The sequence below is a fragment of the Natrononativus sp. DTA114 genome (assembly GCF_059736515.1).
Genome location: NZ_JCASSN010000003.1, coordinates 857,222 through 873,964, shown reverse-complemented (window position 1 = coordinate 873,964; position 16,743 = coordinate 857,222). Strand labels below are relative to the sequence as shown.

Below are 16,743 nucleotides of genomic sequence, written 5' to 3'. Positions count from 1 at the left end.
CAGCGGGATCACCAGCCCCGTCGGATCGCTTCGCCGCGGACCGTCCACGCGAACGGCTCCGAAAACGTTGACAGCGGGCGCTCCGCTCGTAGCTCGAGGAGGCTCTCTACGCTCGATCTGACTTCGACACCCGTGAGCGACGCCACCGCCCCATCGTCGGTTCGCTCGGCGTCGAACCGCCCGTCGTTGACGCGCCGGTAGTACTCGTAGCCGGCCACCCACCCGCTCGGCAGTTCGGTCGTGAGCTCGAGTCTGCAGTTTCCGTCCTCGGCCGTGATCGGCTCCGAGGGGAGCACCGAGCGGATCTCGATCGCCGGGTCGACGGCGAGCTCGTTCGTCAGGGATTCGAGTTCGACCCGCGCGAGGCGGCCGTCGACCGGCTCGCAGTCCGAGTGGAGCCGAACGCCGTACAGCAGCGAGCCGTCGACGCGCTCGGGCGCCTTCTCGATCACGACGGAGTTCTGCACGGAGACGCCGCTCTCGGCGTCCGGGTCGCCGAGGAGGGAGTAGCGCTCGTTCCAGGCGCCAATCATCGTGAGGTTCGCGTGGTGGCTGGCGCTGCGCCACCGCTCCGGCTCCGGATCGCACCGCTGGGAGACCGTCCCGCTCCGTCGCTCGTCCTCGTCGGCCGGCTCGAGGTCAACGTTGTCGACGTCGAACTCCTCGTCGATCGAGAGCGGGCGCGTTCGCGAGGTGTGGTCCCGCTCGCCGACGTAGCGGCGGTAGCCCGCGGCGGTTCCGACGCCGACGAACCCGACCGCTCCGGCGCCGGCGAGGACGGCCCGTCGACCGATTCGCCTCGAGTCCGAGTCGCTGGAGGGCATTACACGATGGTGATCGGTCAGCGGAAAATACTTTCCGGACGCCCGCCGTCCCGTCCGGTCGTCCGGCGGTGTCGCCGCGCCGTTTCCACAGTCAGAACACTCATTGCACCCGAAACGAGAGAAAAAGTCATGGACGAGGCTACGCTCGCGGATCGGCTCCGACAGCTGGGACTGTCGGAGAAGGAGATCGACACCTATCTCACTATTCTCGAGCACGGCGAGGCGAAAGCCAGCACGGTCGCCGACGACGCCGGCGTCTCGAAGCGCTACGTCTACAGCGTCAGCGAGAAGCTCGACGAGCGGGGGTTCGTCGACGTGATCGACCACGTCGTGCCGACGACCATCCGGGCGAACCCGCCCGAGGAGGTCGTCGCGAAGCTCACGGACGAACTCCAGAGCCTCGAGCCCGCGCTCACCGACCGGTACGGCAACGTGACCGAGCCCGAACGCGAGTTCGAGGTGATCAAGACCCGGACGACGGTCGTCAAGCGCATCCGGGAGCTGCTCGAGCGGGCGGCCGAGGAGGTGACGCTTTCGGTACCCGCATCGCTGCTCGACGAACTCGAGGACGACCTCCGGCGGACCGTCGATCGGGGCGTGCTCGTGATCCTGCTGGTCAGCGGCGACGAGGAGTTGCCCGAATCGCGGTTCGACGGCATCGCGAGCGTCGTTCGCCTCTGGGGGGAGAACGCACCGCTGATCGTCACCGCCGACCAGCGGTTCGGGCTGTTCGCGCCAAACGAGATGCTGGTCCGAACCAACGCCGGTCTTCAGGGGATCGCGATCGCCCAGGCCCAACTCGTCCCGATCATCGTCGGCTCCTTCTTCGGGAACTACTGGCCGATGGCGAGCCAGGCGTACGTCACCGACCCCGCGGACCTGACGCGGTCGTACACCGACTTCAGACACGCCGTCCTCCAGGCGACGCTCCACCTCGAGGCCGGAACCGACGTTCGCGTCACCGCCGAGGCCCGTCCGGTGCGAACCGACGACTACGACACCGTCGAGGGCACGCTCGTCGGGGTCCGCCAGGGGTTACTCGAGCCCACGCGGGACACCTTCGCCGTCGAGAACGCGCTCATCGTCGAGGTCGAAGGCGCAGACGAGAACGGGGAGCGGGTAACCCTCGGCGGGAAGGGGGCGTTCGTCGAGGACTACGAGACACGCAAGGTGACGTTGTCCGACGGGGATCAGTGAACGGCCGGTCGCGTGTTTGCGGCCGACCCGCTCGAGCCCGCCTGTCGAGTACGAAAACCGCGCGAACAGCACCCGCTAGCGGGAGACGCCGTCGACGCCACGAATCGAACGGCTTACCCCCGGCCGGCGGATAGCGCCGACCATGGAAGCCGTAGTCGCCGCAACGGACGTCCGCCGGAGCTACGGGGACACCGTCGCCGTCGACGGCGTTTCGCTGTCGGTCGCCCGCGGGGAGGTGTTCGCGCTCATCGGCCCCAACGGCGCGGGCAAGACGACGCTCGTCCGCGCACTGACCGGAACGACCGAACCGGATTCGGGAACGACGAGCGTTCTCGGCGCCGATCCAACAGCGGTCGACCGCGACCGCCTGGGAGTACTCCCACAGGAGTTCTCGCCGCCGGCCCGGCTCACCGCCCGCGAACTCCTCACCTACTACGCCGGTCTCTACGAGGACGCGCGGGAGCCCGAGGCCGTTCTCACCGATGTCGGCCTCGCCGACGCGGGTGACACCTGGTACGAGAAGCTCTCGGGTGGCCAGCAGCGCCGGGTTTGCGTCGGCGCGGCGCTGGTCAACGACCCGGACGTGCTCTTTCTCGACGAGCCGACGACCGGAATCGATCCCGCTGGCCGGCGGACCGTCTGGCGACTCCTCGAAGCGCTCGCAGACGGCGGGACGACGATCTTTCTCACGACCCACGACATGGCCGAAGCCGACCGGCTCGCCGACCGCGTGGGGCTGCTCGCGGCCGGTGAACTCGTCGCGGAGGGGTCCCCCGCCGCCCTCGTCGCCGAACACGGCGGCACGAGCCGGCTCACCGTCGAGACGACGACTCCGGAAGCGGTGACGGCGGCGCTCGCCGACCTCGAGTTCGCCGTCGACGACCGGTCCGACGCCGTCGTCGTCTCGGGGGTCGACCCCGTCGCGATCGGGTCGGTGGTCGATTGTCTCGAGACCGCATCGGTTCCATACACGGGGTTGGCGTGGGCCGAGCCGGATCTCGAGGACGTCTACCTCGCGCTGGCCGAGAGTGGCGAACGCGAGCGGACGACCCGAGCGCTCGAGACGCCCGCTGCGGACGGCGCCGGGGGTGACCGATGAGCGCGGTCGGCCGGATTCGAGCCGAGGTGAGCGCCGACTGGCGCTCGTTCGCCCGCCGACGGACGGCGGTCTTTTTCACCTTCTTCTTCCCGGTGATCCTGATCGTCATCTTCGGCGCGCTCGTCCGCACCGATCCCGGCGGCGGGGGGCTGTTCGCCGAGTCACCGGCGTTCTACGTCCCCGGCTACCTCGCCGTCGTCGTCCTCTTCACCCCCCTGTCGAGACTCGGCAGCGAGGTCGCCCGCCACCGCGAGGGCAACCGCTTCGAGAAACTCGCGACGACGCCGCTTTCGCGAGGGGAGTGGCTGCTCGCCCAGACGATCGTCAACGCCGCCATCATCGGGCTGGCGAGTCTGCTGATCCTCGTCCTCGTGGTGGTCCTGACGGGTGCCGAGATCACGTTCTCGGCGCTGCTCGTCCCGTACATCGTCGCCGGCGTCGTCTGTTTCTGTGGCGTCGGCGCGATGCTCGGTAGTTACAGCGACTCCCAGGACGGGGCGGTCGCCGCGAGCAACGCGATCGGCCTGCCGCTGTTGTTCCTCTCGGAGACGTTCGTCTCCCTCGAGCAACTCCCCGACTGGTTCGCCCCGCTGGTCAACCTCTCGCCGCTCACGTACTTCGCTCGTGGGGTGCGAGCGGCGACCATGCCGAGTGCCGAGGCAGCGACGGTCGCCGGCGTCGATCCCGTCATCGCGAACCTCGCGGTCCTCACCGGACTCGCTGCGGTCGCGTTCAGCCTCGGTGCACGCTCGATACCCAGAACCGACTGAGCCGGCCGGTTCGTACGAAACGGGCCGCCTCACTGCCGTCCGAGGGGGTGACTGAGAACGAGAACGTTTTTTACTTCGGACCGCCGAATCCGGCGGTAATGACCACTGCGTTCACCCACGACACCCTCTACGATCTCTCGGAGGAACTCCAGCAACGGCTCGGGAACGACCTTCGGGGCATCTTCTTCGGTCAGTTCCTGGAGGACGATTACAGCGTGATTTACCTTCACGACGAGGTTACCTCGACGTTCGATCCCGGCCAGATCCGGCGCCTGGCGACGTCGCTGGCCGAGGAACAGATCGGCTGTCACGGCACGGAATCGCCCGAGCACATCCTCGGTGAACTGTCGACGACCGTCCGATGCTTCGAGGCGTCCACACAGATCCTGGCGTGGGACGACCGGGCCGAGACCGGCGTCTTCATCGGGACCGCTCCCGACGCGGAGATCATCTCGCCGGTCGTCGAGACACTACGGGCGTACGAACTCGTCTGAGACGACCGCCCTGTGCCGTCAGCTGGCGTCTCGAATCATCGCCTGCACGTCGACCCGCTCCCCTCGTTCGTCCGCCTCGTAGGCGGCCTCCGTCAGCGCCGTCACTCGCAGGCCGTCCTCGCCGGGTACCGCCGGCGGAACCCGTCCCTCGATGGACTCGAGGAAGTTCGTGAGCTTGGCCGTCGTGAGCGTAGTGAAGTCGGTGCGCGCACCGATGGTGCTCTCGTAGACGGTGGCCCCGCGTTCGGCCAGCCGGATCGTCTCCCCGTCGAAGAAGATGAACCCCTTCGTTCCCCAGATAGCATACCCCTCGGTCGGGGAGAGTTCGACGCCGTCGCCGCTGATCGTCACGCCGCCGATCACCGACTGTCCTTCGCGCTCGAGCGCCATCGCGAGCGTGCTGTTGACGTCGATCCGGGGGGCCTCGTACTCGAGGGTGGCCGACACCGTTTGCGGCTCGGTTCCGGTCATCCAGAGGAGGGCGTCGAGCAGGTGCGAGCCGGTGTCGTACAGCTGTCCGCCGCCGGAGAACGCCGGATCGACCCGCCAGGTGCCGCGGTGCATCTCGATCCAGTTCTGACCCAGGAAGGCGTTGACGGCGTGGATTTCGCCGACTCGACCGCTGTCGACGAGGCGTTTTACCTCGGCGAACCCCGGGTTGAACCGCCGCTGGTAGCCGACCTGCAGGACGAGTCCCCGGTCGTCCGCCAGTTCGAGCAGGGAAACGGCGTCGCCGACGTCGGTCACCATCGGCTTCTCGAGGTAGACGTGACAGTCCGCCTCGAGACACGCCGTCGCCTGTTCGAAGTGAAGCGTGTGCGGGGTGACGATCAACACCGCGTCGATCGACTCGCCGTGGGCTGCGAGCATCGCCTCGGACTCCTCGTAGGCGGGGGCGTCGAACTCGCGGCTGAACACCCGCCTGGCCTCGGCCAGCACGTCGGTTCCGGCGACGATCTCGGCGCCCTCGAGCGTCGCCAGCACCTCGAGTTCGAGCTGTCCGAGCCCGCCCAAACCGATCGCGGCGACGCGGAGTGCCATACGTTCCCTCCGGTTTCCGACACGAAAAGCGCTTCTCGAGTTCTCCGTGTGTGCGAGAGTGTTCCGAGCCGAACCCTCTTTTTGCGGATCCGTTCGGCCGTGAGTCCCACCAGAAGCTACACACTGGCGCATCGCGTGAGGGCGTGTATGCCAACGTGTCCGGGCTGTAAGCACCAGCTATCCCACGAGGAGCTGATCGTCCACCTGCGGTACTGCAAGTGGGTCTGGAGCAGTCAGCCCGCACTCGAGTCCCGGTGGAGCGAACAGCTCGCGATACAGGTCCGCGAGCAGTTACACGACGCCGGTTCGCGTCGATAATCGTCGTCGGAAAATGGTTCCGCCCAGTTCGTCGGCGAGACCTACAACACCGGTACCAGCAGCGACTGGAACTCGTACTCGTAGATGTGGTTGAGCATCAGGTAGGTGACGACCCCCAGAACCAGGCTCAGAATCCACGAGGCGGCAGCGATACGGCCGACGCGGGCGTGAGCGGTGTTCCGTAACTCCGCCGGCGTGTGCGTGAGGCCGAGGATCAACGCGTACAGCACCACGGGAACGGCGACGATCGAGAGGACGATGTGGATCGCGAGCATGCTGATATAGGCGTACCAGACGCCGTCGGAGACGCCGGTGATAACCTTCTCGCCGCCGCCACCGACCCTGAGCAGATAGACGACCAGAAACAGGAGGATCAGCGAGAACGCGCCGATCATCGCCCACCGGTGGCGCTCGACGGCACCCGCCCGGATCCAGTACCAGCCAGCCACCAGCAACGCCGTCGTCGCGGCGTTGATCACTGCGATGGCGTGTGTAAGGTAGTTCACCTGCGCGTTCGTGAGATCGGGATAGATCGGGAGGTCCAGGAGAAACGTTCCGATAACGAGGGCGTAGCCGACGACCGTCAGAAAGATCGTGACGGCGATCGGGTTCTCCCGAAGTTGGCGTCTCGCGTTTGCGGTTGCCATCGGCCGGAGGTTAGTGGAGCCGCCGTATTTGTGTTGCTCTTCTCGGTTCACCGATCCGACGGTGGCGGCTCACTCCTCCAGTAACTCTCGGTCCAGCGACACGGTCCCGTCGCTGTCGACGGTTACGTCGTAGCCACAGTATCGGAACGTGACGGTGCCATCAGAGCGATCTGTACCGGTCCGGGTCGGTTCGAACAGCGAGTCGAGCGCCTGGGCGTCGATCGCCGCGTGCAGCGGCTCGTACTCCGGCGGAACGAGTTCCGCGACCGGAACACCCTCCGCGTCGGCGACCGCCTCGAGCACCCGTTGACTCGGTACTGCCTGAGAAGGCACGTCGGTCCCATCTCCCCCATGTGCCATCGTAGTGAGACATTACCACCGCGGAGAAATAGATCTGTCCCTCTGGTGTGGCCCGTCGATAATGGGTGCAATTAAGAACGCCGCCCCACAATCTCGCGTCATGGCTGCACCAACGGAAACGACGACCGATCGAGGTGTCGGGCTCGCGATGGTACTCGGGACGCTAACGATACTCGGTGCGCTGGCAATGTTCGCCGGTGCACCCGACATCGGGGCTGCCTGGGGCTTCGCCGGCGCGCTTCTCTTCGGCTCGTTGGCCGTCGTCGCCATCCACCTCTACTGGGGCTGACGGCAGGTTCTGCTGAGGACGAAACTGCTACGAACAGTTAAGGCCACAGACAACCTACCCGCGTTACGGACGATGACGGACTACTCCGACGAAGAGCAACGGATTCTCTCGCACCTTCGCGAGAGTGTCACCCGAGGGGAGCAGTACTTCCGGGCGAAAAACATTGCCAGCGCTATCGGACTCTCCTCGAAGCAAGTCGGCGCCCGCCTCCCCCACCTCGCAGAGAAGACCGACGAGATCGACATCGAAAAGTGGGGACGTGCCCGCTCGACCACCTGGAAAGTCACCATCAGCTAACCCGACACTGTCGCCGATTTCACCGTCTTTTTACGACAGCGCCCCTGACGTACTGGTATGACTGTGCGGGTCGAGCGATCGTTCGAGCTGGCGGCGCCACCGGAACGGGTCTGGTCGTTTATCTCCGACCCGGAAAACCGCGCTCGAGCGATCAGCGTGGTCAAAGAGTTCACGACCGACGACCCCACGGGCCGCAGAGCGACCTGGCACGTCGAACTGCCGATCCCCTTTATCAGCAAGACCGTCCCCGTCGAGACCGAAGACGTCACCCGCCGACCGCCGGAGTTCGTCAAGTTCGTCGGCAAATCGAAGGTGATGCGCGTCACGGGCGAACACGAGATCGTCGAAACCGAAGCGGGCTGTCGCCTCGAGAACCGCTTTATCGTCGACGGCCGCGTCCCCGGCGTCGAGAAGTTCTTCAAGCGAAACCTAGACGGCGAACTCGAGAACCTGCGCCGGGAACTCGAGCGAGATCTCGCGTCGGAGCCGTGAGCGCCGGTGGGACCGAACCCCGGTGGCAGTGCTCGTCCTGTCCCCACGGCAACGTACAACTCGCTGGCGCTCCGAGAGACCGACGATGACGACCGATGCCACGACACTCGCGCTCGCACAGCTTCGGGTCGAATCGGGCGACGTAGACGGCAACGTCGACCGCGCCCTCGAGGCGATCTCCCGGGCCGCCGACCGCGGGGCGGATCTCGTCGCCCTGCCCGAACTGTTCACCGTCGGCTACTTCGCGTTCGAGTTGTACGACCGGTACGCCGAGGGGCTCGAGGGCGAGACGCTCTCCCGGCTCTCGGCGGCGGCGGCAGACCACGACGTCGCGTTGCTCGCGGGGAGCATCGTCGAGGATCTCGCCGCCACAGAGACGGCCGAGACGCCCGCCGACGAGGGGTACGCGAACACCGCCGTCCTGTTCGATTCCGACGGCGAACGCCGGCTGGTCTTCCGGAAACACCACCTCTTCGGCTACGAATCCGCCGAAACCGACCTGCTCGTTCCCGGCGAGCGCGTCGACGTCGCCGAACTCGGCGGGTTCACCGTCGGCGTGACGACCTGCTACGACCTGCGATTTCCCGAACTCTACCGCCGGCTGGTCGACGCCGGCGCCGACCTCCTGCTCGTGCCGAGCGCGTGGCCCTACCCCCGGATCGAACACTGGGAGACACTCTCTCGAGCGCGCGCCGTCGAGAACCAGTGTTACGTCGCCACGATCAACGGCGCCGGCTCCTTCGAGGACGCCACCTTGCTCGGCAGGTCGACGATCTACGACCCCTGGGGAACCGTCCTGGCCTCGAGCGGCGACGATCCGGCGCTGGTCACGACCGAAATTAGCCCCGAGACGGTCACGACGGTTCGAGACGAGTTTCCCGCGCTTGCGGACCGACGGCTGTGAGCATCGGGCACGGCGTGCCGAAGCCGCTGGCTTTTTAACTACCCCGACGAATTGAGTGATGCCGGTCGAAGACGCTTTTCACGTCGACACCGGCACAACTGCGCGTCGCTCGGCCCGCGCTACGCTCGTTCCCGGGAAACGAGCCACTCCGCACACCTCGGCCACCTTTCGCCACATCGCCTTTCTACGACTCGATACGGGTCAGACGACGGTACCGGTAGAATCTCAGCTATCGCGGGGCGTCACGTGATCTCGACGACGGCTTCGCCGCCTCTCGCTTCGGTTGCGATCACCACACCCGGCGGCCCCCCGTCGATCATCACGACGACCCGGTAGGGGATCACCTGATCGATATCCTCGCACTCGTCGCTGCCGTCGTGTGATCGGGAAAGCCGTATTCGGAGTTCGTCTTCCGCCTCGTCGTACACCGGGTCGGGAAACGCCACGTCGTAGCAGGCGTTGCCGATCGAGTACCGTCCCTGTACCTCGACCTCTCCCCGGTCCCCGTCGTAGCTCACCGTCGGGTCGTCCTCGAGCGACCTGTCGACGTCCGCGTTCGTCTCGAGTGTTACGTCTACGATCTCCGTCGTTCTGTCGTCGCGCTCTGTCGCCGTTTCGGATTCCGCGACGCAGCCGGCAAGTCCCGCAGCGGCCCCGGCGGCCGCCACTACCAACGCACGTCTCGTCGGTTCCATACAGACGCGTTCGGCACCGGCGGTAAGTGTTTTCTGTTCCGCGCACTCCTCGAGACGACGACCGTTCGCCGCTCGCCGCCGGTCTCAGGCGGCCGCGCCGGAGAGAACCAGCGCGTCGACGAGGATCGCGACGAGGACGGCCCCGAGGAAGGCGTTCGAGGCGTGAAACGCCCGGAACGCGGCGGCCTCGGTCTGCTCGAAGTGGAGGTCGACGGCGTACCAGAGGAAGATCCCGCCGAAGACGACGACTGAACCCGCGTACAGCGCGCCGAGCGGCGTGAACCAGGCGAGGCCGATCGTTCCGACGAGGGTGGCACCGATGTAGAGAACGATGTGTTTTCGGGTGACGGTTTCCCCGCGAACGACCGGGAGCATCGGGAACCCGCCGCGGGCGTAGTCGTCCTGGTACGCCAGCGCGAGGTTGTAGAAGTGCGCCGGCGTCCAGAGGAAGATGACGCCCGCGAGCGCGAGCGCCGGGAGGCCGATTTCGTTCGTGACGGCGGCCCAGCCGATCAGCGCGGGGAGTGCGCCCGCGGCACCGCCCAGCACCGTGTTCTGAACGGTGTTCGGTTTCAACAGCAGTGTGTAGACGACGCTGTAAAACAGGATCGCGGCGAGGCCGAGGGCGGCCGCGAGGGCGTTGATCGTCAGGAACGCCGTCAGCGAGGCGGCGGTGAGAAAGAGCCCGAACAGAATCGCGTTCCGCAGGGGGATCAGTTCCGTCGCCAGCGGGCGGTCAGCGGTCCGGGACATCCGCTGGTCGACGTCGCGCTCGAGGACGTGGTTGAACGTCCCCGACGCGCCGATGGCGAGGACGCCGCCGCCGAGCGTGGCGACGATGGTGTAGCGATCGAGTGTGGGACCGGCGGCCAGCGCCATTCCGGCGGCGGCGACGAGACAGAGCAGCCACATCAGCCGCGGTTTCATCATCTTGAAGTACGCGAAAGCGGTGAGACGGGCTCGAGCGAGCCTGCCAGTGGGAAGCGCTCGAGCGGCCGGCTCTCCGGGCTCGGCGATCGGGTCCGGCTGGGTAACCGGAGCGTCCTCCCGCTGTCCGGTTGCGAGTTCGAGGTCCCACGCGAGTGCGAGAATCGCCGCGGTGAAGATGACCAGTCCGAGCCCCAGGTGGAGGCCGGGGACGACGGCGACGGCACCGGCGGTTGCAGTGATTGCGCCGACGCCGATCTGAACGACGTAGAGGGCGGCGGCGAGCGCGAGTGCGATACGGACGCGACTGGAGGCCGCACCGAGGGTAGCGGCGAGCGCGCTCGCAGCCACGAGCAGGCCGACGACGACGGCTGCCAGCCGGTGGCCCCAGGCGATGGCGAGTTCGGTCTGGCTCAGCGGGTCCGTCGGCGCGTGACAGGTCGGCCAGGTCGTACACGTCGCGGCCGCGTCGGTGATCGACGTTGTGGCACCGATGATCAACAGGAGATAGACCCCGAGGGCGGTCGCTGCCAGCAGCGTCGAGAACCGCCGGTGCGTGCCGATCGGACGGGGAAACGGGTCGGTTGCCACGACTCTATCTGGAGGTTCGTCTCCGCGTATTTAGGGTTCCCGTTTTCGCTCCTCGGGAGGCCGTGTCCGCGGCCGGAAACCACCCCCAAGGTGGATACTGCTCGGCGACGTGAGACCCGCTGTGGAGCGAATCGAACCGTCCGCCGAGTCAATATCTGTGTTGCCGTCGGCCGCCCGCGACGAGGGACCCCGGTCGTGTCCCTACTGTTCGCGTCCGTTCCCGAGCGAGCGGTTGCGGACGCTTCACCTCGGACTCGAGCACGACGAACGACTCACCGAGCCCCAACGAGCCGCGTTCGAGTCGGCGTATCTCGCCGAGGAGGCGGAACTCCGCCGGTTCCGACTGCGAGCGCTCGCGGCGCTGATTCTCCTGTACTTCTGTCTGCTGTTCGTCTACGCCGCCGTCACCTGAGCGAGGGGCCGGTAGCGTCAGCCAGGCCCGCCCGTCACATCCCCATGTCAGTTGCCGCTTCCGGGACTGGCAAGTCGTGTGGCGACGTTCCGAGTCGCTCCGCGACGTGGTCGAGCGCCATGTCGAAGCCGTAGTAGCGCTCGAGTTCGTCGCCGTCGGCCGTCGGCCGCACCTTCAACATCGCGTACCCCTCGCGGTTCTGTGCGATCGCGGCGGTTCCGGTTTCGGCGACGAACTCGAGGCGTCGCTCGCGGTCGGTTTCGGTGTACGTCGCGGTGATACTACCGGCTTCGGCGATCCGGTCGTCACTGCCCATACGAAACAGTCCTCGGCAGACAACGGGAAGCTGTCGGTTCGGTACGCGGCCGAACGGAGCCACAGAAGCGATCGGTCACGAGTCGTATCGCTGGATCGAGCACGGACGCCAGGGGGCCCGCAGGGGGAGTCAGTGCTCGTCGTCGCTCGAAGCGAGGCGACGAGCGGCGTACGCGGCACCACCGACGACACCGGCGGTGCCGGCCGCCACACCGAAGCCGGGCATGCCGTCGTCGCTTGCGTCGTCTTCGTCGGTCGAGGTCGTTTCCACGGTGTCGCTGGATTCGTTCCCGCCCGCGGCGTCGTCGCTCTCGTTGTCTCCGCCGTTCCCATCATCCGTTTCCCCGTCGTCGGCCTCGACGGTGTGCACGTCCAGGTGGCCGAGTTCCTCGAGTGCTTCCTGGAGGGTAACGACCCTGACACCCTGTTCGTCGGCCGACTCGAGCGCGTAGGCGATCTGGTCTTCGGTCATCTCCTCGAACTGGCTGTGGCCGCCGAAGATCCCGAGGACGTCGTCTTCGGCGATCGTGCCGACGAACTGGTCGATTCCCTCCTCGTCGATCCGATCGGTCTCGAGGTACTGCCGAACGAGCTGCGTCGGCTCGAGGGCGGAGATCGCGTTGTGTCCGCCCTGGCTCCGGTAGTTCGGCGAGGCGTCGTAGTACTCGGGAACGAGCTCCTCGACCAGCCCGTGGTACCGATCGTAGGTGTAAACGAAGCCCGTGACCGGGATTCCCCACTCCTCGATTCGATTCTTCGACTCCTCTAAGATCTCGCGGGTAAACTCCTCGGTGTAGCGGACGAACGTCTGATCGGTCGCCTCGACTCCCTGATCGAGACCCGACTCGAGTTCGATGTAGTGATCGCCGTCATCGATCCCGGCTCCGGCGGCGGTCGCCTCGATCTCTTCGTCGCCGTCGAGGACGACGAGCGGATCGCCGGGATGGTCGCCGTGGAGGTTCGACTGAACCCAGATGCGGTCGTCGCCGCTCTCGGCGTCGCGCTGGAGGGGGGTGTGGCCGAGCGCCCGGTGGTCGAGCGTGTGGGACATGACCTCCCAGCCTGCCTCGTGCATTTCCTCGAGGTGTTCGGGGTCCATGAACGCGTCCGACTCGTCCATTAGGCCGGGACAGGCACCAACACAGCCGGGAGCGTCGTACTCCTGGTGAATCGGGAACGTCATCGTGTAATCCTCCATCGGACTGTCGTCGTAGACGAAAACGAGCATCCCGTCCCCCTCTTCGTTGGCGGCGCTCGCTCCCGAAACGAGAGCCGTACCGCCAGCCGCAAGCGCCCCGGTCGTCGCGAGAACGCGCCGCCGCGTCGTGTGGGTCATTGTGCCCGTCGTATCCGCCGCCCGTACTTACTTATCCACGTGATCAGGTCACAGTGACCTGCTCCCGATGCGGCCGGTCGAATTCACCACGAAAGCACCCGGTCGAACCGACAGCAGTCGGCTCCGGCGGATTAGGAGTCGACTAAGCTGGCGTCCGGATCGATACCGATATCCCGATGCTGTCACGAACATCCACGCTGTGAGCGACCACCCGACAGCAGATTCCTCCTCGCGGCTACTCGCGGAGTTTCGACTCACGCGACCGGTCGCCGTTCAGTGGCTCATCGTCTCCACCGTTGGGTTCGTTCTCTCACTGTCTCTGTTCGGGTTCGTCCTCGAGGCGATCCACGGCGAGTCACTCGAACCGGTCGCCGTCTCCGTGGTCTCGCCGGTGGATCTGCTCGTCTGGTTCGCCGTCGTCGCCGTCGTTCTCGTCGCGGTCGTCGTGCCCCACGAACTCGTTCACGGGCTGTTCATGCGCCGCTACGGCGGCCGCCCCGAGTACGGCGTCGGCGTCGCGTACTTCGTGTTGCCGTACGCGTACGCCAGAACCGACGGGGCGACGTACACCCGAAACCAGATGCTCGTGATTCTGCTCGCCCCGCTGGTCGCGCTTTCGGCGGTCGGGATGGTGGCGCTGGTCGCCGTTCCCTCGCCGCTGCTCGTCTTCGCGCTCGCCGCCAACGTCGCGGGATCGGTCGGGGATCTCTGGATGGCCGCCCTGCTCTCTCGCTACCCGGAAAGCGTTCGCGTCGGCGAACTCCCCGACCCGGCGGAGAACGGGATCGGAATCTACGGCGAGCGGACACACGGCCCCCGCCGTTCGAGCGACCGACTGCTGATTCCGTTCTGGAAGGGGACGATCGGGACCTTCGCCGCGATTCTCGTGGGACTGTTCGTACTCGTGGTGGGTTCGCTCGCGTTCGCGTCGGGAACCGTCGTCCTCGGCAATCCGGACGGGCACTGGTTCCTGTTCAGACACGAACTCGTCGGCGGCGACGGGGCACTCCTCGAGGTCGGATACCCCGCGCTCGTCGGCCTCTCGGTCGCCGGCGGCCTCGTCTGGGCGATTCTCTCGACCGCCGGCAGGCGTCTCGGCTGACGATCGAAACGCCCACACTCGAGGCGACTCGAGTGAGCGCCATGGCGAAGTGGCTCCAGAGCGGGCGGCGGCGAGACATGTGCGCGTTGCTGGCAGCGGAGGAACTGCGCGGCCAGGAACTGAAGTCGGCGCTCGAGTCTCACTACGACAGTCGGCTCGAGCCGAAATCGTTCTACGGCTCACTGTCGGCGCTGGTCGACGCCGGACTGGTCGAGAAGCGAACCGAGGGGCTCCACGACGTCTACGCGCTTACCGAAGACGGCGAGCGGCGGCTTCGGGAGCACACCGCGTGGCTAGAAGGGTGTCTGGAGTCGGCGGACGAGACTGACTCGGGGTAGCGGACCGTCGCTATCCGTCGAGGACCTGGTCGCCGATGGTGTTGCGCAGAATTTCGCTCGTTCCCTCGTAGATCTCGTTGAGTTTGGCGTCGCGGTAGAACCGCTCTGCCGGGAAGTCCTTGGTGTAGCCGTAGCCGCCGTGGATCTGGATGCCCTCGTTTGCGACCTCGCGGCTGATCTCGCTGGCGTAGAGCTTCGCCTGGGCGGCCTCCTTGATGTAGTCCTCGCCGCGGATCTTGTTGTCTGCGGCCTTGTGCATGAGCAGGCGGGCGGCCTGGACCTTCGTGTCCATGTCCGCGAGTTTGTGTTTGATCGCCTGGAACTCGCCGATGGGCTGGCCGAACTGTTCGCGCTCGTTCGCGTAGGAAACCGCCTCGTCGAGGGCGGCCTGGGCGATGCCGACGCTTCGGGCGGCGATCGTGATCCGACCGCCGTTCAGCGTCTTCAGGGCGTGGACGAAGCCGCGTCCCTCCTCCCCGAGGCGGCGCTCGGCGGGGATCCGGAGGTCGTCGAAGCGGAGTTCGGCCGTGGGACAGCCCTTGTCGCCGAGTTTCTCCTCGGTGCCCTCCACGTAGAAGCCGTCGTCCACCTCGGGACGCACGATGAACGACGAGATCCCCTTGTTCCCCGCGTCGGGATCGGTTTTCGCGAAGAGGATGACCGTGTCGGCGACGGAGCCGTTCGAGATCCAGAGCTTGCCCCCATTTATCACATACTCCTCACCGTCCCGCTCGGCTGTCGTCTCCATCGAGGGGACGTCGCTTCCGGCCCCCGCCTCCGACAGTGCAAACGCGCCGATATCCGTCCCTTCGGCAAGCGGTGTCAGGTACTCCTCCTTCTGGGAATCGTCGCCGAACTCGTAGACCATGTTACACGCCAGTGAGATGTGAGCGGCGACGACGGTCCCGAGTCCGCCGGAGCCACGGGAGATCTCCTCGAGCCCGATCGCGTATGAGTGATAGTCCAGTCCGGCACCGCCGTACTCCTCGGGAAACGGCATTCCCAGCAGGCCGAGGTCGGCCATCTCGCTCACGAGATCGGCCGGGAACTCGTCTTCGTGGTCGATCTCGCTCGCGACGGGGACGATCTCCTCGTCGACGAACTCCGCGACCATCTCCCGAATCTGCTCCTGCTCGGGGGAGCGGGTAAAGTCCATGCGCGAGCTATCGGCGGGTCCGTCCTTTATCCTGTCGGCTGGCGGTCGGGCGGCGAGTCTGCCGGACGACACGGCGCCGTCGCGAACGGACCTCGCCGGTAGCGTACCGCTCTCAGTGTCCGCTCGTTCCCGTTGGATCGAAACCGTTTCCGGCACCGCTCTCGTCCTCGATAGGCTCTGACTCGAGTCCGATCGCGAGCGCGACGGTTCAAACCCGAGCGACGGCGATCCGAACGCAAGTCACGGCGATTCGGCCCGCCGGTGCCGCCTGAACAGGTAGATCAGCGTCGCGACCCAGAGCGCGCCCGCGAAACCGAAAATCGCGTCCCCGGCCGGGTTTTCCGACTGCAACCCCATCCCCGTCACGACGTACGTCAGGAACCCGGCGGCCACCGGCCCCGCGAGATACACTATCCAGTTCGGGGACCACGTATCAGCCGACGACGCCACGACCCGCATATCTCGAACCAGTACGCCCGGCGTGAGAAGCGAAGTAAGCAGGAGAGCGACCACGAACGCGAAGCCGATGAAAAACGCCGCGTCGCTCTCCGGGACGCTGCCCACCGCCTCCCAGAGCAGATAACTCCCCGTCACCGGTGCGACGAGCGCGTGGGCGAAGAGAAGTTTCCACCAGTCGACGCCCCCGGAGACCCTGGCGGAGAGCCAGCCGATAACGTCCGGAGCGAGCGGATAGGCCCACGCGCTGCCGAAGATCGCTTTGACCGTCGCGATCAGCGCAAAGGCGAGATTCCCCAGGAACGCGAACGTGAAGCCGAAAAATCCCACGGCGAACACGAGTACGAATCCCATTGCGAGCAGTTGAAAGGCCATGCTGTCGGGAAACAGCGAGTCGACGGCAACACCGATTGCGAAAAAGCCGAAGAGCGTAGCGAACGCGCCGGTGTACAACACCTGCCAGTTGAACGCATTTCGGGCGTTCTCGCGGGAGAACTCGTGGTCGACTACCAGATACACGAGGGCGGGGAGGACGAATCCGGTTCCCACCCCAAGCAGGTGGACGAAAATGCCCGAGAGGGTGCGCTCTGTCAGCAGAGTCGGTCCTGGTTGTGCCGTCGATGCCTCAGCCGTGGGTTCGCGTTCGTTGGACATAGGAGCTGTCAGTCAGGTCGTCGAATACG

The 16,743-nt window shown here is 66.3% G+C and carries 22 protein-coding genes; 12 read left to right on the top strand and 10 right to left on the bottom strand.

The features are described from left to right. Positions 1-8: 8 nt before the first annotated feature. Complete coding sequence (locus tag AC6I6S_RS14655) at positions 9-824, bottom strand: hypothetical protein (RefSeq protein ID WP_497951138.1); 816 nt, start codon at positions 822-824, stop codon at positions 9-11. Positions 825-953: 129 nt separating this feature from the next. On the opposite strand from AC6I6S_RS14655, the gene AC6I6S_RS14650 reads away from it, so the two are divergent. The 4 genes from AC6I6S_RS14650 to AC6I6S_RS14635 all read left to right on the top strand — a co-directional run bounded on the left by AC6I6S_RS14650 (position 954) and on the right by AC6I6S_RS14635 (position 4,384). Then, entirely contained in the window at positions 954-2,021 is a 1,068-nt protein-coding gene (locus tag AC6I6S_RS14650) for a TrmB family transcriptional regulator (protein WP_497951136.1), read from the top strand. A gap of 142 nt (positions 2,022-2,163) precedes the next feature. Then, a complete protein-coding gene (locus AC6I6S_RS14645) occupies positions 2,164-3,120 on the top strand; it encodes an ABC transporter ATP-binding protein (protein WP_497951134.1) in 957 nt (318 codons plus the stop codon). After that, positions 3,117-3,890 carry an ABC transporter permease gene (locus tag AC6I6S_RS14640; protein ID WP_497951133.1) on the top strand — a complete coding sequence of 258 codons (774 nt, stop codon included), beginning with the start codon at positions 3,117-3,119 and terminating at the stop codon, positions 3,888-3,890. The genes AC6I6S_RS14645 and AC6I6S_RS14640 overlap by 4 nt, the downstream gene beginning before the upstream one ends. 98 nt (positions 3,891-3,988) lie before the next feature. Beyond that, the gene (locus AC6I6S_RS14635) at positions 3,989-4,384 is read left to right on the top strand and encodes a DUF7522 family protein (RefSeq protein WP_497951132.1); all 396 of its coding nucleotides are present in this window, start codon (positions 3,989-3,991) and stop codon (positions 4,382-4,384) included. Positions 4,385-4,402: 18 nt separating this feature from the next. Here AC6I6S_RS14635 and AC6I6S_RS14630 read toward each other — a convergent pair whose 3' ends face one another. Continuing rightward, positions 4,403-5,425 (bottom strand): Gfo/Idh/MocA family protein, encoded by a 1,023-nt coding sequence (locus tag AC6I6S_RS14630; protein ID WP_497951130.1) that lies wholly within the window; start codon positions 5,423-5,425, stop codon positions 4,403-4,405. Positions 5,426-5,572: 147 nt separating this feature from the next. Between AC6I6S_RS14630 and AC6I6S_RS14625 the strand changes: the two genes are divergently transcribed. After that, the gene (locus AC6I6S_RS14625) at positions 5,573-5,743 is read left to right on the top strand and encodes a hypothetical protein (protein ID WP_497951129.1); all 171 of its coding nucleotides are present in this window, start codon (positions 5,573-5,575) and stop codon (positions 5,741-5,743) included. Positions 5,744-5,784: 41 nt separating this feature from the next. On the opposite strand, the gene AC6I6S_RS14620 is transcribed toward AC6I6S_RS14625, so the two are convergent. Both AC6I6S_RS14620 and ddfA read right to left on the bottom strand, forming a co-directional pair. Then, on the bottom strand, positions 5,785-6,390 hold the full coding sequence (locus AC6I6S_RS14620) for a DUF420 domain-containing protein (RefSeq protein ID WP_497951128.1): 606 nt from the start codon (positions 6,388-6,390) through the stop codon (positions 5,785-5,787). A gap of 69 nt (positions 6,391-6,459) precedes the next feature. Continuing rightward, positions 6,460-6,750: a DdfA family disk-determining factor gene (gene ddfA, locus AC6I6S_RS14615; RefSeq protein WP_497951126.1), complete on the bottom strand. Its 291-nt coding sequence runs from the start codon at positions 6,748-6,750 to the stop codon at positions 6,460-6,462. A gap of 100 nt (positions 6,751-6,850) precedes the next feature. Between ddfA and AC6I6S_RS14610 the strand changes: the two genes are divergently transcribed. From AC6I6S_RS14610 to AC6I6S_RS14595, 4 genes are all read left to right on the top strand, one after another. After that, the gene (locus AC6I6S_RS14610) at positions 6,851-7,039 is read left to right on the top strand and encodes a DUF7525 family protein (RefSeq protein ID WP_497951124.1); all 189 of its coding nucleotides are present in this window, start codon (positions 6,851-6,853) and stop codon (positions 7,037-7,039) included. Positions 7,040-7,111: 72 nt separating this feature from the next. After that, entirely contained in the window at positions 7,112-7,336 is a 225-nt protein-coding gene (locus AC6I6S_RS14605) for a DUF7123 family protein (protein ID WP_497951123.1), read from the top strand. Positions 7,337-7,393: 57 nt separating this feature from the next. Then, complete coding sequence (locus AC6I6S_RS14600) at positions 7,394-7,828, top strand: SRPBCC family protein (RefSeq protein ID WP_497951122.1); 435 nt, start codon at positions 7,394-7,396, stop codon at positions 7,826-7,828. Between the two features lie 85 nt (positions 7,829-7,913). Then, positions 7,914-8,732 carry a carbon-nitrogen family hydrolase gene (locus AC6I6S_RS14595; protein ID WP_497951120.1) on the top strand — a complete coding sequence of 273 codons (819 nt, stop codon included), beginning with the start codon at positions 7,914-7,916 and terminating at the stop codon, positions 8,730-8,732. A 242-nt stretch (positions 8,733-8,974) separates the two neighbouring features. Here the strand turns inward: AC6I6S_RS14595 and AC6I6S_RS14590 are convergent, their stop codons facing one another. Further along, positions 8,975-9,427, bottom strand: a complete 453-nt coding sequence (locus tag AC6I6S_RS14590) for a hypothetical protein (protein WP_497951118.1) — start codon at positions 9,425-9,427, stop codon at positions 8,975-8,977. An 84-nt stretch (positions 9,428-9,511) separates the two neighbouring features. Further along, complete coding sequence (locus AC6I6S_RS14585; protein WP_497951117.1) at positions 9,512-10,945, bottom strand: heme o synthase; 1,434 nt, start codon at positions 10,943-10,945, stop codon at positions 9,512-9,514. Positions 10,946-11,066: 121 nt separating this feature from the next. Between AC6I6S_RS14585 and AC6I6S_RS14580 the strand changes: the two genes are divergently transcribed. Beyond that, positions 11,067-11,357 (top strand): DUF7410 domain-containing protein, encoded by a 291-nt coding sequence (locus AC6I6S_RS14580; RefSeq protein ID WP_497951116.1) that lies wholly within the window; start codon positions 11,067-11,069, stop codon positions 11,355-11,357. Between the two features lie 34 nt (positions 11,358-11,391). On the opposite strand, the gene AC6I6S_RS14575 is transcribed toward AC6I6S_RS14580, so the two are convergent. Both AC6I6S_RS14575 and AC6I6S_RS14570 read right to left on the bottom strand, forming a co-directional pair. After that, entirely contained in the window at positions 11,392-11,673 is a 282-nt protein-coding gene (locus tag AC6I6S_RS14575) for a DUF7111 family protein (RefSeq protein WP_497951114.1), read from the bottom strand. 129 nt (positions 11,674-11,802) lie between these two features. Further along, entirely contained in the window at positions 11,803-13,008 is a 1,206-nt protein-coding gene (locus tag AC6I6S_RS14570) for a polysaccharide deacetylase family protein (RefSeq protein WP_497951112.1), read from the bottom strand. A 199-nt stretch (positions 13,009-13,207) separates the two neighbouring features. On the opposite strand from AC6I6S_RS14570, the gene AC6I6S_RS14565 reads away from it, so the two are divergent. Both AC6I6S_RS14565 and AC6I6S_RS14560 read left to right on the top strand, forming a co-directional pair. Continuing rightward, entirely contained in the window at positions 13,208-14,110 is a 903-nt protein-coding gene (locus AC6I6S_RS14565; protein ID WP_497951110.1) for a DUF3267 domain-containing protein, read from the top strand. A 41-nt stretch (positions 14,111-14,151) separates the two neighbouring features. Next, positions 14,152-14,448, top strand: coding sequence for a PadR family transcriptional regulator (locus AC6I6S_RS14560; protein WP_497951108.1), 297 nt, complete (start codon positions 14,152-14,154; stop codon positions 14,446-14,448). A gap of 10 nt (positions 14,449-14,458) precedes the next feature. Here the strand turns inward: AC6I6S_RS14560 and AC6I6S_RS14555 are convergent, their stop codons facing one another. Together AC6I6S_RS14555 and AC6I6S_RS14550 are read right to left on the bottom strand one after the other, a co-directional pair. Continuing rightward, positions 14,459-15,604 (bottom strand): acyl-CoA dehydrogenase, encoded by a 1,146-nt coding sequence (locus AC6I6S_RS14555; RefSeq protein ID WP_497951106.1) that lies wholly within the window; start codon positions 15,602-15,604, stop codon positions 14,459-14,461. Positions 15,605-15,844: 240 nt separating this feature from the next. Beyond that, positions 15,845-16,714, bottom strand: coding sequence for a magnetosome magnetite crystal formation protein family (locus AC6I6S_RS14550; RefSeq protein ID WP_497951104.1), 870 nt, complete (start codon positions 16,712-16,714; stop codon positions 15,845-15,847). Between the last annotated feature and the right edge of the window lie 29 nt (positions 16,715-16,743).